The sequence below is a fragment of the Curvibacter sp. T50 genome (assembly GCF_057219955.1).
Window position 1 is genome coordinate 631139 of sequence record NZ_JBXVVU010000001.1, and the last position, 13556, is coordinate 644694.

10 protein-coding genes are annotated in these 13556 nt (G+C 71.6%); 4 read left to right on the plus strand and 6 right to left on the minus strand.

What is annotated here, in order from left to right; genetic code table 11:
• Positions 1-16 precede the first annotated feature (16 nt).
• Complete coding sequence (locus AC2EBU_RS03025; protein ID WP_484608903.1) at positions 17-664, minus strand: ABC transporter ATP-binding protein; 648 nt, start codon at positions 662-664, stop codon at positions 17-19.
• Positions 665-724: 60 nt separating this feature from the next.
• On the opposite strand from AC2EBU_RS03025, the gene AC2EBU_RS03030 reads away from it, so the two are divergent.
• The 4 genes from AC2EBU_RS03030 to AC2EBU_RS03045 all read left to right on the plus strand — a co-directional run bounded on the left by AC2EBU_RS03030 (position 725) and on the right by AC2EBU_RS03045 (position 7346).
• Positions 725-2425, plus strand: coding sequence for a phospholipase D-like domain-containing protein (locus tag AC2EBU_RS03030; protein WP_484608904.1), 1701 nt, complete (start codon positions 725-727; stop codon positions 2423-2425).
• 47 nt (positions 2426-2472) lie between these two features.
• Positions 2473-4395 carry a B12-binding domain-containing radical SAM protein gene (locus AC2EBU_RS03035; protein WP_484608905.1) on the plus strand — a complete coding sequence of 641 codons (1923 nt, stop codon included), beginning with the start codon at positions 2473-2475 and terminating at the stop codon, positions 4393-4395.
• A 77-nt stretch (positions 4396-4472) separates the two neighbouring features.
• Entirely contained in the window at positions 4473-5639 is a 1167-nt protein-coding gene (locus AC2EBU_RS03040) for a DUF1513 domain-containing protein (RefSeq protein WP_484608906.1), read from the plus strand.
• Positions 5640-5741: 102 nt separating this feature from the next.
• Positions 5742-7346 (plus strand): WS/DGAT/MGAT family O-acyltransferase, encoded by a 1605-nt coding sequence (locus AC2EBU_RS03045; RefSeq protein WP_484608907.1) that lies wholly within the window; start codon positions 5742-5744, stop codon positions 7344-7346.
• A gap of 70 nt (positions 7347-7416) precedes the next feature.
• Here the strand turns inward: AC2EBU_RS03045 and AC2EBU_RS03050 are convergent, their stop codons facing one another.
• From AC2EBU_RS03050 to AC2EBU_RS03070, 5 genes are all read right to left on the minus strand, one after another.
• Complete coding sequence (locus AC2EBU_RS03050; RefSeq protein ID WP_484608908.1) at positions 7417-8253, minus strand: general secretion pathway protein GspB; 837 nt, start codon at positions 8251-8253, stop codon at positions 7417-7419.
• On the minus strand, positions 8253-10016 hold the full coding sequence (locus tag AC2EBU_RS03055; RefSeq protein WP_484608909.1) for an ExeA family protein: 1764 nt from the start codon (positions 10014-10016) through the stop codon (positions 8253-8255). Before AC2EBU_RS03055 ends, AC2EBU_RS03050 begins: the two co-directional genes overlap by 1 nt.
• A 58-nt stretch (positions 10017-10074) precedes the next feature.
• Positions 10075-11025: a diacylglycerol/lipid kinase family protein gene (locus tag AC2EBU_RS03060; protein ID WP_484608910.1), complete on the minus strand. Its 951-nt coding sequence runs from the start codon at positions 11023-11025 to the stop codon at positions 10075-10077.
• Positions 11026-11092: 67 nt separating this feature from the next.
• Positions 11093-12445, minus strand: coding sequence for a serine hydrolase domain-containing protein (locus AC2EBU_RS03065; RefSeq protein ID WP_484608911.1), 1353 nt, complete (start codon positions 12443-12445; stop codon positions 11093-11095).
• Positions 12446-12579: 134 nt separating this feature from the next.
• Positions 12580-13491, minus strand: coding sequence for a crotonase/enoyl-CoA hydratase family protein (locus AC2EBU_RS03070; RefSeq protein ID WP_484608912.1), 912 nt, complete (start codon positions 13489-13491; stop codon positions 12580-12582).
• Between the last annotated feature and the right edge of the window lie 65 nt (positions 13492-13556).

The following is a 13556-nucleotide window of genomic DNA, read 5'->3' on the forward strand; positions in this document are numbered from 1 at the left end:
GCGGCGGCGCTGGCGTTCAGCCCAGATCGATCCGCTGGTCCGGGGTCACATCGGGCGGCACCGTGTAGTCCGCGACCACCCAGGCCCGGCGGGCGTGGCCGGCCACCGACGCCAGCAGTTCCCGCAGCAGCGCCACCGAGCGCCCGTCCAGCGCGGCAAACGGCTGATCCAGCAAGGTGACCGGGGCGCCGGCGGCCAGCGCGGCGGTCAGCCAGACTTTGCGCCGGCTGCCCGCCGACAGCATGGACAGCCGTTTGCCCCGGTGGGCTTGCAGTTGCAGATCGTCCATCAGGTCCGCGCAGGCCTCGACGGAGAAATGGGGGTGGCGGCGGGCCGCCGCCTGCAGCACCGCATCGGCCGTCGGATCGCTCTGGCCCGGCAGTCCGGTGGCGGCCGGGTCGAACCAGGCCACCCCGGCAGGGACGGCGGCCGGCCCTTCGCGGCAGGCCGGCGGCACGGCAGGGTCTCCGGCCAACATGCGCAGCAAAAGCGTCTTGCCCCGGCCTTCGTCGCCACAGATCCAGGTCAGTCCGGGCCGGATGTCCAGTTGCCAGTCAGCGCCCACGGCAAACGGCGCTGGCAGGCTGGGCACCGCTGGCTTCCCCTGCGGCCAGCGCAGGCGGAGCAGGGCCGGTGTCACGGGCGGGAGATCGGTGGTCGGCATCGCCGGCGATTGTAGGCAGCGGCCCAGGCCCCGCGGCGTGGTTCATGGCACCATTGCCGCATGCAAGCGAAACCCGGTCTGTTCCTGACGTTTGGCCAGGCACCCCCCGCGCCCCGACACGCCGGGTCGGTGGTCCGGGCGCGGGCGGCCCTGCACCGGGCGGCCGCCACGGCATTGATGCTGTTGCTGACCGCGTGGCTGGCCGCCTGCGGCAGCCTGCCGGTGGACGTCGAGCGCGATGAGCCGCCGCCCCTGACGGCCGGCGGCAATGCCGGCCCCAGCCGACTGCAGCAGCTGGCGGATGCCCAGCGGCCGGGCCCCGACAGCCCGCCCGGGGCGTCGGCCTTTGCCGTACTGGAAGACGGCACCCAGGCGCTGGGGACACGGCTGGCCCTGATCCGCCAGGCCGGCCAGCGGCTGGACATCCAGACCTATATCTGGGCCGACGACACCACCGGCCGCCTGCTGATGCGCGAACTGCTGCGCGCCGCCGACCGGGGCGTGCGGGTGCGCCTGCTGCTGGACGACAACAACACCGTCGGCCTCGACCCCTGGCTGCGCCTGCTGGATGCGCACCCCCACATCGCCGTGCGGCTGTTCAACCCGTTTCCCACCCGGGTGTTGCGCATGGCCGACTGGGTGACCGATTTCCGCCGGGTCAACCGGCGCATGCACAACAAATTGATGCTCGCGGACGATCGCCTGGCGGTGCTGGGCGGGCGCAATATCGGCGACACCTATTTCGGCACGGACCGGGAATTGCATTTCGAGGACACCGAACTGCTGGTGCTGGGCCCCGTGCTGGCCGAGGCGCGGGCCTCGTTCGAGCGCTACTGGAACAGCCCGCAGGCCTACAGCCTGGAGCGGCTGCTGGCACCGGAAACCGCCAGCCGCAGCGCGCTCGACCGCTCGGTTCGCGAGCGCCTGGCCACACTGACCGGCCAGCCCTGGCGGCAGGAATGGCGGGACACCCTGCTCAACCGCGCCCTGGCGGGCCAGCCCCTGCCCCTGACCTGGGCCCCCATGGAACTGCTGGACGACCCCCCGGTCAAGGTCGCGCGGGACCCGGCGGCCAGTGCCGGCGCCTTGCTGCCCCGGCTGGGCCAGTTGTTCGGGCAGGCACGCGAATCGCTGGATCTGGTTTCGGCCTATTTTGTGCCCGGGGACGAGGGCACCGAGGCCCTGGCGACGCTGGCCCGCGCGGGCGTGCAGGTGCGCCTGCTGACCAATTCGCTGGCCGCCACCGACGTGGCCGCCGCCCACGTCGGTTATGCCCGCCACCGCCTGCCGCTGGCGCAGGCCGGTGTGCGCTTGCTGGAGCTCAAACCGACGCCCAGCGCGCGCCTGGTCAAGCGGCGGCCCCAGCTGGCCGGCTCGCGCGCCAGCCTGCATGCCAAAACCTTTGCCGTGGACGGGCAGACGGTGTTCATCGGCTCACTCAATCTGGACCCGCGCTCGACCCGCCTCAACACCGAGGTCGGCCTGCTGGTGCACAGCCCGGCGCTGGCGCAGCAATTGCACCGCCGCCTGGACGATCTGGCGGGCGATTCCGCATGGTGGGTACACGCCGACGCCCAGGGCACGCTGGTCTGGGCCGATGCCCTGCCGGCGCAGCCGCGCGAGGGGTCCTCCCTTGCGGGAGCGCATTCCGCGACCGGGGAGGAACCGGGTCCCGAACCCGACCCGGAACCGGGCGCCAGCCTGGGCCGACGCCTCAGCGTGTGGCTGCTGTCGTGGTTTGACCTCGACTGGCTGCTGTAGGCCGGCCCGTCGGCACCAGGGGCCGAGGTGTGCCGTACAGTTGCGTGATGCCTGCCCCCCCGGACACACTTTCGCCCGCGCCCCGCATCCTGTCCGTCATCCCGCCGATGACGCAGCTGAACACGCCGTACCCGTCCACCGCCTTCCTCACCGGTTTCCTGCGCAGCCGCGGCTTTGACGCCCGGCAGGAAGACCTGGCGCTGGCGCTGGTGCTGCGGCTGCTGTCGCCCGCCGGGCTGGACGGCATCGCGGCCGACGCCCGGGCGCTGGCGGCCAAACGTCAGAGCCCGGCGGTGCGCTCGTTTCTGGACCAGTTCGCGCGCTACCGCGCCACCATCGGCCCGGCCATTGCCTTCCTGCAGGGGCGCGACGCCACGCTGGCGCACCGCATCGCCGGCCGCGCCTTTCTGCCCGAGGGGCCGCGTTTTGCGTCCCTCGACGTGTTTGTGGACGACGAAGGCGGCGACCCGCTGGGCTGGGCGTTCGGTGCTCTGGGCGTGCAGGACCGCGCCCGGCACCTGGCCACGCTGTACCTGAACGACATCGCCGACGTGCTGCGCGACGCGGTGGACCCGCGCTTCGAGTTCGTGCGCTACGCCGAATCACTGGCCGCCGCGCAGCCCACGTTCGACCCGCTGGCGCAGGCGCTGGCCGCGCCGCCCAACCGGGTCGATGCCACGCTGGCGGCGCTGACGCACGAGGCACTCACCCGCCACCGGCCCACGGTGGTGCTGCTGTCGGTGCCGTTTCCGGGCTCGGTGTACGGGGCGCTGCGCATCGCGCAGGCGGTGAAGGCGCACAACCCGGCCATCGTCACCGTGCTGGGGGGCGGTTTTGTCAACACCGAGCTGCGCGAGCTGGCCGAGCCGCGGCTGTTCGACGCCATCGATTACGTCACGCTCGACGGCGGCGAGCGCCCGCTGCTGGCGCTGCTGGAGCACCTGCAGGGCCGGCGCTCTCGCCAGCGCCTGGTGCGCACCTTTGTGCGCGAGGGCGACAGCGTGCGGTTCCTGAACTTCCCCGAGCCCGACATTCCGTTCGACGACGTCGGCACCCCCACCTGGGACGGCCTGCCCACCGGCGACTACCTGTCGCTGCTGGACATGCTCAACCCCATGCACCGGCTGTGGAGCGACGGCCGCTGGAACAAGCTGATGGTGGCGCACGGCTGCTATTGGAAAAAATGCAGCTTCTGCGACGTGAGCCTGGACTACATCTCGCGCTACGAAGCCGCCAGCGCCACCGTGCTGGCCGACCGCATCGACGCCATCGTGGCCGAGACCGGCCAGACGGGTTTCCACTTTGTGGACGAAGCCGCGCCCCCGAAGGCGCTGAAGGCGCTGGCCGCCGAGCTCACCCGTCGCGGCACCGCCATTTCCTGGTGGGGCAATGTGCGGTTCGAGAAAACCTTCACCCCCGAGCTGGCGCTGCAGCTGGCCGACAGCGGCTGCATCGCGATCTCCGGCGGGCTGGAGGTGGCGTCCGACCGGCTGCTGAACCTGATGAAAAAGGGCGTGTCGGTGGAGCAGGTGGCGCGGGTGACCAAAGGTTTTGCCGACGCCGGCATCCTGGTGCACGCCTACCTGATGTACGGCTTTCCCACCCAGACGGTGCAGGACACGGTGGACGCGCTGGAATGGGTGCGCCAGCTGTTCGAGAACGGCTGCATCCAGTCCGGCTTCTGGCACCGCTTTGTCTGCACCGTGCACTCGCCGGTGGGCCAGGCGCCACAGGACTACGGCGTGACGCTGGCGCCGCTGCCGCCCGGCGCCTTCGCCCGAAACGACGTGGCCTTCACCGACCCCACCGGCACCGACCACGACGCACTGGGCGTGGGCCTGAAAAAAGCGCTCTACAACTACATGCACGGCATCGGGCTGGAGCAGGACGTGCGCACCTGGTTCGACTTCCGGGTGCCCAAACCCACCGTGGCCCGCCACCGCATCGCCCGAGCGCTGGAGCGGGGATGATCGGTAATGCGAAGCATTCGCATTCAATCACGAAAAATGGCACAATACGGGCTTCATCCCACCGTAGCTTGCCTGCCATGTACGCCCCCTTGTCCCGCCGTGAATTCATCCTCCATGCTTTCGCCGGTGCCGGTGGGGGACTGGCCGCCGGGGCGGTCTGCGCGCAGCCGGCCACCGCGCGGCCTCCGGCCACCGACGGCCTGCGCCTGGGCGCCGCCTGGCGTGTCGCGGAGAACGGCCGGGCGGTAGACCACGTGGGGGTGCTGGCGGTGGACTGGGCGGCAGCCCAGGTGCGCATCGTCGCCAGCCAGGTGCTGCCCGAACGCGCCCACGGCCTGCTGGCGGAAGCCGGCGGTGGCCTGTTGGTGGTCGCCGCCCGGCCGGGGCGCTGGCTGATGCGCCTGGACGGCGAGGGCCAGGTGCTTGCCCGCCACCGGCTGGACACCGAGCAGCCGTTGCGCACCCTGGGCGGCCATGCCATCGCCAGCGCCGATGGCCAGTGGGTGCTGACCACCGAAACCGACACCCGCGACGGCAGTGGCTGGATTGGTGTGCGCGACGCGCGCACCCTGGCGCGGGTGCAGGCCTGGCCCACCCACGGACTGGATCCGCACCAGCACCTCTGGGCCCCCGACGGCAGTCTGCTGGTGGCCAACGGGGGCATTCCCCGCGACGCGCGGGGCGACAAACGCAATCTGGACGTGATGGCGCCGTCGCTGGTCCGCCTGGACGGCCACACCGGCGCGCTGCTGGGCCAGTGGCGCCTGGAAGACCCGCGCCTGAGCCTGCGCCACCTGGCCTGGAACCAGCGCCACGACGGCCAGCCCGTGCTGGGCGTGGCGCTGCAGGCCGAGCACGACACACCCGCGCAGCGTCGCGACGCGCCCATCCTGGCGCTGTGGGATGGCGACCACGGTCTGCGCCTGGCCACCCGCAGCGTGGCCGCAGCCGGCTACAGCGGCGACATCTGCGCCGGGCCGGGTGGTGGCTTTGTGCTGAGCGGCCAGCGCACGGGTGAAGGCCTGCTGTGGCACCCCGACGCGCCGGACCGCTGGACTACCCTGGCCCGCATCACCGAGCCCTGCGCGCTGGCCAACTGGCCCGACGCCGGTGGTGTGCTGGTAGGGGCGCAGTTTGGCATCGCCCGCTGGCGCGCTGCCGGTGCGCCCGCCATGCTGCCCTGGCCCCAGGCCCTGACGCCGGACAACCACTGGGTGGTGCTGGCGCCACCGGCGCCGGCCTGATCCACCGCCGGCCGGTGCGTGTGCGAAGCCGGCACCGGTTCGCCGCCCGGCCCGGTGTTTGCCCCATGGCCGCGCCGGCTCTTTGCCGCTATGGTGCCGGGCATGACCGAAACCCGACTCAACCCGCTCGACACCGCCTGGTTGTTCACCGAATCGCGCGCCACGCCCAACCACGTGGGGGGCTTGCTGCAGTTTCGGCTGCCCGACGACGCGCCCCGCGACTTCCTGCGCCAGCTGATGGCCGAATTCCGCCAGCACCGGCAATTTGCCGCGCCGTGGGACCGCCGGCTCAAATACCCTTTCATGGCCAACCCCCTGCCGGTATGGGTGCGCGATCGGTCCATCGATCTGGAATACCACGTGCGCCACGCCGCCTTGCCCTGGCCCGGCGGCGAGCGCGAACTCGGCGAACTGGTCGGCCGGCTGCAAAGCACCCCCATCGACCTGAGCCGCCCGCCGTGGGAGCTCACCATCATCGAAGGCCTGAGCGAGCGGCGCTTTGCGCTGTTCGTCAAGATGCACCATTCGCTGATCGACGGCATCAGCGGCATGAAACTGCTGCAACGGTCCATGGCCACCAGCCTGGAGGCCAGCCGCAGCTTGCCGCCGTTCTGGTCGGTGGGCATGGGCCAGGGGCATCACACCCACCACGCCCGCGACAGCGAAGGCGAGCTGCTGCCAACGGTCGCCAACAGCGTCGCGGCGGCCCTGACCGCGCTGCGCGGGCAGATCGACACCGTGCCCCATCTGGTGCAGGCCTTTGCCCGCCTGCTGCCACGCCTGGGCCGCGGGCCGGGGGGAATGGCCTTGCCGTTCAATGCCCCGCTGTCGGTGCTCAACGGCCGGGTGCGGGAAAAGCGCCGCTTTGCCACCCAGCAGATCCCCATGGCCCGGCTGCGGGCCGTGGCCCATGCGCAGGGCAGCACCCTCAACGATGTCGTGCTGACCCTGTGCGGCGGTGCGCTGCGCCGTTTCCTGCAGGAGCGCGGCGCCTTGCCCGCCAAGCCCTTGACGGCCGGTATCCCGGTATCGGTCCGGCCCGCCGACGATGAAGGGGTGGGCAACGCCATCAGTTTCATCGTCGCCACCCTGGGCACCGACATCGAAGACCCTCTGGCGCGGCTCGAGGCAGTGCGGGAGTCGGTGCAGCAAGCCAAGGCCCATGTGCAGAGCCTGCCGCGGCAGGCCATGCTGCAGTACACGCTGCTGCTGATGGCGCCCACGGTGCTGACCATGCTGACCGGCATCGGCGGGCGCATCCGCCCGATGTTCAACGTGACGGTCTCCAACGTGCCCGGCCCGGACCACAAGCTCTACTTTCGCGGCGCCGAACTGCTGGCGATCTATCCGGCCTCCATCGTCACCCACGGCCAGGCGATCAACATCACCTGCGAAAGCTATGCCGGGCAGATGAATTTCGGCTTCACCGCCTGCCACTCGTCGGTGCCCAGCATGCAAAAAGTGGCGGTGTATCTGGAAGAGTCGTTCGACGCGCTGGAGCGGGCGGCCCTGGCCGGCGATGTCGCAGCGGCCGACGCCAAGCCCGCAAAGCCCTCCGCGGCACGCCCGGCCCGGAAGCGGTCCACAGCCACGGCCCGCCGACCGGCCGCGGTGAAAACGCCGAAGCCGGCACCGACCCACGCCACGCCGATCAAGCCGTCCGCCGGTTCGCGCGGCACCGGCAGGAAAGCCCCGACCGCACGCTGACACCCGCGCAGCCGCACACAGGCCTGCGCGGCCCGCCGCCCCGGGCGTTCGCCGCGTGACGGGCCTTGTCTCAGTGCGGCAGGCGAAAGCGCGTCTGACCGCGAAACACCAGCACCGAGCTGTTCAGGCCAATCGACTCGATCACCAGATCGGGCGCAATCGCGGCGCCCTGGCCCAGCGCCTGGCCGTTGACGACCAGCAGACGCTGGGAAGGCTGGTCCGAATACATGGCCGCCTGCACCGCCAGCGCCGGCAATTGCGCACGCAACTCGGCGGGCAGATCGCTCAGGCGAACCACGGTGGCCGGGTCCGGCGCCGCGGTGGCGGACGGGGCCACCGGCCGGGCGCCTGCCGCAGGCGAGGCGGCCGTCGCCACCGTGGATGAAGCGGTACTTGGGACGGAAGGACTCCCGGCGCCCTGCGATGCGACGCCCGGCGCCCCCTTCGGCGCATCTTTCGTTGCGCCCGCCGTTGCCGCCGTTGCCGCGGTTGCTGCCGTGACACCCGCCGTGGTGGTGGTCGCGGGCGCGGTGCCGGCACGGACAACCGGCCCCGACAAGGCCGCCGACGGCGCAGCCGGGGTCGCCGGCTCGGTCGAGGATGCGGTGGCTGGCGTGGTCGCCGGAGCGGCCAAAGGTGTCGTTGGAGGCACTGCGGACGGCGCGGTCGCGGCGGCCACCGGGCCCGGGGCCGGCGGCGGCGGTGTGCCGGAACCCCGCAGCCACAGCACGGCGGCCACCAGCGCGGCCAGCACCAGGGCCGTGCCGCCCAGCCACCAGCCCAGCCGGGAACCCGGATCGGCCGCACGCGAACCACCCGCCACCAAGGGCTGCGCCTGCAGGCCGGGCACCTGGCCCCGTTGGCGTTCGGACTCCGCCCGCTTGAGGGCGTCAAGAATGAAAGACATCAGCGTTCCCGCGTGGCTGGGACCGGTGTGCCGGTCAGTTGGGGTTCGTCGTCGACCACCTGGCGGCGCAGCACCATCAGGGTCTGCGGACCGGGCAGTCCGTCCGGTTTGAGGCCTTGCGCGCGCTGAAAGGCCCGCATCTGCGCGCTCAGGCCCGGCCCGCTCTCGCCGATGCCCGCGCGCGACAGGGCGTCCGCGACCCAGCGCGCACCGGCGCCGGCCGGGCTGCTGGCGCCGGTGGCCGGGCCGGCAATCTGCAACACGGCATCCAGCCGCCCGGGGGGCGGGCGCCACAGGGTGATCCAGTCGCCGCTCCAGCGGGTGGCCAGGATGGCCAGCGGCATCCGGCGCACCGCGCCATCCGGGGCGGCCAGTTCGGCCTCGCCGTCGCGCAGGGCCAGCAGCCGGGCCCAGACCCGCCGGTCGTCGGCCAGGCGCAGGGCCAGCAGCCCGGGGCGGTCCAGGCGGCGCAGATCGGGGACGGTCAGCTGGGCCGCCCGCCAGCAACGCAGCGGCGCATCCGCGGCGGGCGGTACGGATGCGGCGCAGGGCGGCGCCACCGCCGGGTCCCAGAGCCGGGTCAAGGCGGCGTGCAAGGCATCCGGCTGCGCCGGCAGCGCGGCCAGCCAGGCCTCGTCGGCCAGCGCCGGTGGCTCCGGTTCGGTGGCGGCGCGGGTCACGGCGGGCAGCGGCGTTTTTGCCTCAGCGGCGCCCGAGGCGCCCGCCTGCGGGGCCGTGCCGGTCGCGGCACCGGCGGCCGCCGCGGGCGCGGCTTGCCCACCACGGGCCGGCCCCGGCGACTGCGGGGCCACCACCGCCAGCCAGGCCGCCGCACCCGTCAGCAGCGCCAGCGCCCCCAGCAGGGCCGGGCGGCGCCAGGCCGGGGCGACCGGGGTGCCCGCCGGCGCGCCGTCAAAAACTTCGTCGGCCGCCTGATCGACGGTGCGCCGGCCGACCTGCTGCTGCCCCTGCCCCCAGGCGCCGAGCAAAGCGCGGCCACAGAGCAGATTGATGCGCCGGGGTACCCCCCGCGAGCGGAGATGGATGCGTGTCAACGCCGCCGCGCTGAAGGGCAGGGGGCCCCGCAGCCCGGCCACGGCCATGCGGTGGGCGATGTAATGGCGGGTTTCTTCGGCGGTCAGCGGCCCCAAGTGGTAGCGCGCCACCACGCGCTGCGCCAGCTGCTCCAGCTCCGGCCGGGCCAGCAGGCTGCGCAGCTCGGGCTGGCCGATCAGCACAATCTGCAGCAGTTTGCGTTCGGCGGTTTCCAGGTTGGTCAGCAGGCGCAGCTGTTCCAGCACCTCGGCGCTGAGGTTTTGCGCTTCGTCGATGACCAGCACCGCCGATTCGCCCGCCGCGTGGGCGCGCAACAGGAAACCATTGAGCGCGTCCACATACGCCTTGACCCCGGTGTCGGCGCCGCCGGCCGCCGGTACGCCGTCCAGATGAAACTCGTCGCAAATGGTCCGCAGCAGCTCGGCCACTGTCAGTTTGGGGTTGAAGATGTAGGCCACATGGCAACCCGGCGGCGTCTGCTCCAGAAAGCAGCGGCTGATGGTGGTTTTTCCGGCGCCGATGTCGCCGGTCAGCAGAACGAAGCCGCCAGAGGCCATCTGGGCCGACCGGCCATCGGTGCCGCCGCCGGTCACCCCGAACAGCAGGTGTGCCAGCGCCTCGCGGTGGCGCTCGCTCATATACAGAAAGCGGGGGTCCGGGGCGATGGAGAACGGGTCTTGCGACAGGCCGAAAAACGCGGCGTACATGGGCCGCAAGCATAGCGCCTCACCGGCGGGCGGCCCGGGGCCTTTGGGGGGCGGGTGCTCAGTGGTCGCGCGCCGGTCCGCGCACCACCGCCAAGGCCGCCGGCAACACGTCAATCTGCCACGCGCGGGTGGCCCCCAGCGGCTCGCCTTCGGCCGCCAGCGGCACCGGCTGCGCCGCCACAAACCGCGCCTGGCGAAACGGGATGGCGCGCACCCGCGGCTGGCCCAGATGCCGGCCCATCAGCAGGCGCGGCAGCATCTGCAGCACGCCCGCGCGGCCAAACGGCCCGGCCAGCAGCAGGTCCAGCCGGCCGTCGGCAATGTCTGCATGGGGCACACAGGGCATGCCGCCGGCATAGGTGGCGGTGTTGAGGCTGGAGGCAAACAGCAGCGGGCCGGCCCCCGCAGCCTCCCCGTCCACCGTCACCGTGATCGGCCAGTTGCGCAGCGCCGCCAGCTCGCGCACGGTGGCCAGCAGGTAGCGGGGCAGGCCGCGCAGCCACCGCGGGCCGTGAATCGCCCGCAGGCCCACGGCCGAGTCAAACCCGGCTGTCAGGCTGGAGATGAACGGCACCACCGTTTCCGGCGTGCCCGGTGGCGCCCCCTCGGGGACAAAGCGGGCTTCGCCCAGATCGATGGCGGTTGCCTGGGCATGCAGCGCGTGGTGCAAGGCCTTTTCCGGGCGCACGCCGGCCCAACCCAGCGCCCGGGCGGTGTCGTTGCCACTGCCCGCCGGCACCAGGGCCAGACTGTGGCCGCCGCGCCGGATGGCCGGCAGCAGCGGGTGCAGGCTGCCGTCGCCACCCACCACCACCACCCGGCTGCCGGCGGGCAAGGCGTCGACCATGGCGCCGGCCGCCGACCCCGATTCGGCCACCTCCAGCCGCACCGGCGCGACCGCCGTCGCCGCTGCCGCCCGGATGCCCTCGGCAAGCGGCCCGCGCAGCGCCAGGGCCCGCCCGCCGCCGGCGAAGGGGTTGAGCAGGACACAAATGCAGGCCGGCGTCACGATTTCAGGCAAAAATGGCCCATACCCAGCGCAAAAAGGTGCTTTTTTGCTATCGATACCGAAGCGGTCAGCGCGGGTTGGCGATCAGGTGCCGCGCCAGCGCATGGTAGGCGGGCAGGGTGGTGGGGTCGTTGAACGCATTGGCCGGCATCGGGAACGACGCATACCGCGCGATCACCATCTCGGCCTTGGGATCGATGTAGAGGTTCTGTCCATGCACCCCGCGGGCCATGTAGGCGCCGTGGTCATTGTGTGACACCCACCACATGTTGCGATAGCTCCAGCCGGGCAGGGTGGGGTAGCCGGTGAAGGCCGCCCGGTCGCCACCCTTGCGAATGTCGTCGATTACCGCCTTGGGGATCACCTGCTGGCCGCCGGCCTGGCCGTCGTTGCGCAGCATTTCGCCAAAACGGGCCAGATCGCGCAGGCCGGTGTTCAGGCCGCCGCCGGCAAACTCGTTGCCCACGCTGTCGACGCTGAAAAACGCGTCCTGTTCCATGCCCAGGCGCCGCCACACCCGATCGCCCAGCGCTTCACCCACCGACTGCCCGGTGACGCGGCGGATGATCCAGCCCAGCGTATCGGTGTTGACCGTCTTGTAGGTGAAGTTGCCGCCGTGTTCACCTTCTTTCTTGACCGTCTGCAGGAACTCATAGAAGGTCTGTGGCCCGGCATAACCCGGCGGGCGGGGCAGGACTCCGCCGGAGCGGATATGGTCCCAGACCTCGGCCTTGGGGTCGGCGTAGTTTTCGCTGTATTTCAGGCCGGTCCGCATGTCCAGCACCTGGCGGACGGTGGCGTCGCCGAAAGCGCTGTCCTTGAGCTCGGGCACGTACTGGGACACCCGGGCGTTCTCGTCGAGTTTGCCCTCGGCCACCAGCATCTGCCCGATCAGGCCGAAAAACGACTTGGTGACCGATTGCGCCACATGCTGCTTGTCTTCACGGAACACGCCGCCATAGCGCTCGTACACCACCCGACCCTTGTGCAACACAACAATGCCGTCGGTGAAGTTGGCGTTGAACGCCTGCGCCCAGGTCATGGGCTCGGACTTGCCCAGGGGCGTGAAGCTGACGGCATCCAGATCGGCCCGTTCGGCACGCGGCAGCGGCGACACCGCGCCGACGCCCCGCGACACATTGGTGGTCGGCCCGAACTGGCGCGTGTTGGAAAAGGTCCAGCGAAACCGCGGAAAGGTATAGAACGAACCGTCGGCAAAGCGGATCAGTTTGTCCGCCGGCGGCGGCGAGCCCACCATCCAGCCCAGGCGCGCCGGGTCGGTCTGCTCGGCGGTCGGCAGGGCCGGTGGAGCGGCCGGCGCGGCGGCGGGCGCCGGCGTCTGCGCCAGGGCGGCGCCAGCGGCCAGGGTAGCGATCAACGCGGCGCCCAGGTGCGAAAGCGGGACGGTGTTTTTCTTCATGCAAAGTCTCCTTGTGGGTTGTTGTTGCCGTTCAGCGAGCCGATGCTAGACGCACCGGGCCGGTGCGCGCCATGCGCGAAAGCCATACGTCTGACGCCTGGGCGACAGCGCGCCGGGGGTGCCCGCAGCGCCGATCAGCCGCCGGGCGGGCCTTTGCGCGCCTCCATCTCGCGGATCAGCGCGCGGGCCTCGTCGCCCTCGGGGATCGGCTGGCCGCCGTCGCGCCATTGCACCGCCGCCTTGAAACCGTTCTCCTGCGCATAGCGGCGAAACCACAGGCCCTCGGGGTTGTGCCGCGTGATGCCGTCGAACACCGTGGCCATCTGCTGCGACTGCTCCAGCCCCATGGTCAGCATCACCTGGTTGACCACCATCTTGTGCATCGCCAGGTGGCTGGCCGGCACGCCGGCGATGCGGCTGGCTAGCGTCATCACGGCGGCCTCCAGTTGCTCGGCCGGCACGGCCTCATTGGCCAGGCCCCAGGCGGCGGCGGTGCGGCCGTCGATGACGTCACCGGTGAACATCAGCTGCTTGGCGCGCGTGGGGCCCAGGCGGTAAGTCCACATCGCGGTGGTGGGGCAGCCCCAGACGCGCGTGGGCATGTAGCCGATGCGCGCGTCCTCGGCCATCACCAGCAGGTCACAGCACAGCGCGATGTCGCTGCCGCCGGCCACCGCGGCGCCGTGCACCTTGGCAATCGTCGGCTTGGCGCTTTTCCACAACGTCATGAAGTCTTCGGTGTTGCGCTTCATGTAGGCGTAATCGACCATCGGGTCCCAGGGCGTGCGCTCCTGCTGGCAGGGGTGGTCGATCTCGCCCTCGCCAAACTGGCTCAGGTCATAGCCGCCGCAAAAGCCCTTGCCCGCGCCTTCGACCACGATGACATGGATGCCCGGCTCGGCATTGGCCCACTCCACCGCGGCCCGAATCTCGCGCGGCGTGGCGTCGTTGATGGCATTGAGCCGCTCCGGGCGGTTCAGCAGCAGGCGGGCGATGCGCGGGTTGGCGGGGTCGGGCGCGATGCGCAGGGTGGAAAAGTCGGGCATGGGGGTCTCCGGGGTGGTTTGGGGCGCAGTCTAGGCCGGCAGAAGGAAGGCCGCTGTCGCCGGGA

Coding starts and splice junctions, on each gene's coding strand:
- AC2EBU_RS03035 (WP_484608905.1), top strand. CDS start 2,473: ATGCCTGCCCCCCCGGACACACTTTCGCCCGCGCCCCGCATCCTGTCC.
- AC2EBU_RS03070 (WP_484608912.1), bottom strand. CDS start 13,491: ATGCCCGACTTTTCCACCCTGCGCATCGCGCCCGACCCCGCCAACCCG.
- AC2EBU_RS03030 (WP_484608904.1), top strand. CDS start 725: ATGCAAGCGAAACCCGGTCTGTTCCTGACGTTTGGCCAGGCACCCCCC.
- AC2EBU_RS03045 (WP_484608907.1), top strand. CDS start 5,742: ATGACCGAAACCCGACTCAACCCGCTCGACACCGCCTGGTTGTTCACC.
- AC2EBU_RS03025 (WP_484608903.1), bottom strand. CDS start 664: ATGCCGACCACCGATCTCCCGCCCGTGACACCGGCCCTGCTCCGCCTG.
- AC2EBU_RS03055 (WP_484608909.1), bottom strand. CDS start 10,016: ATGTACGCCGCGTTTTTCGGCCTGTCGCAAGACCCGTTCTCCATCGCC.
- AC2EBU_RS03040 (WP_484608906.1), top strand. CDS start 4,473: ATGTACGCCCCCTTGTCCCGCCGTGAATTCATCCTCCATGCTTTCGCC.
- AC2EBU_RS03065 (WP_484608911.1), bottom strand. CDS start 12,445: ATGAAGAAAAACACCGTCCCGCTTTCGCACCTGGGCGCCGCGTTGATC.
- AC2EBU_RS03050 (WP_484608908.1), bottom strand. CDS start 8,253: ATGTCTTTCATTCTTGACGCCCTCAAGCGGGCGGAGTCCGAACGCCAA.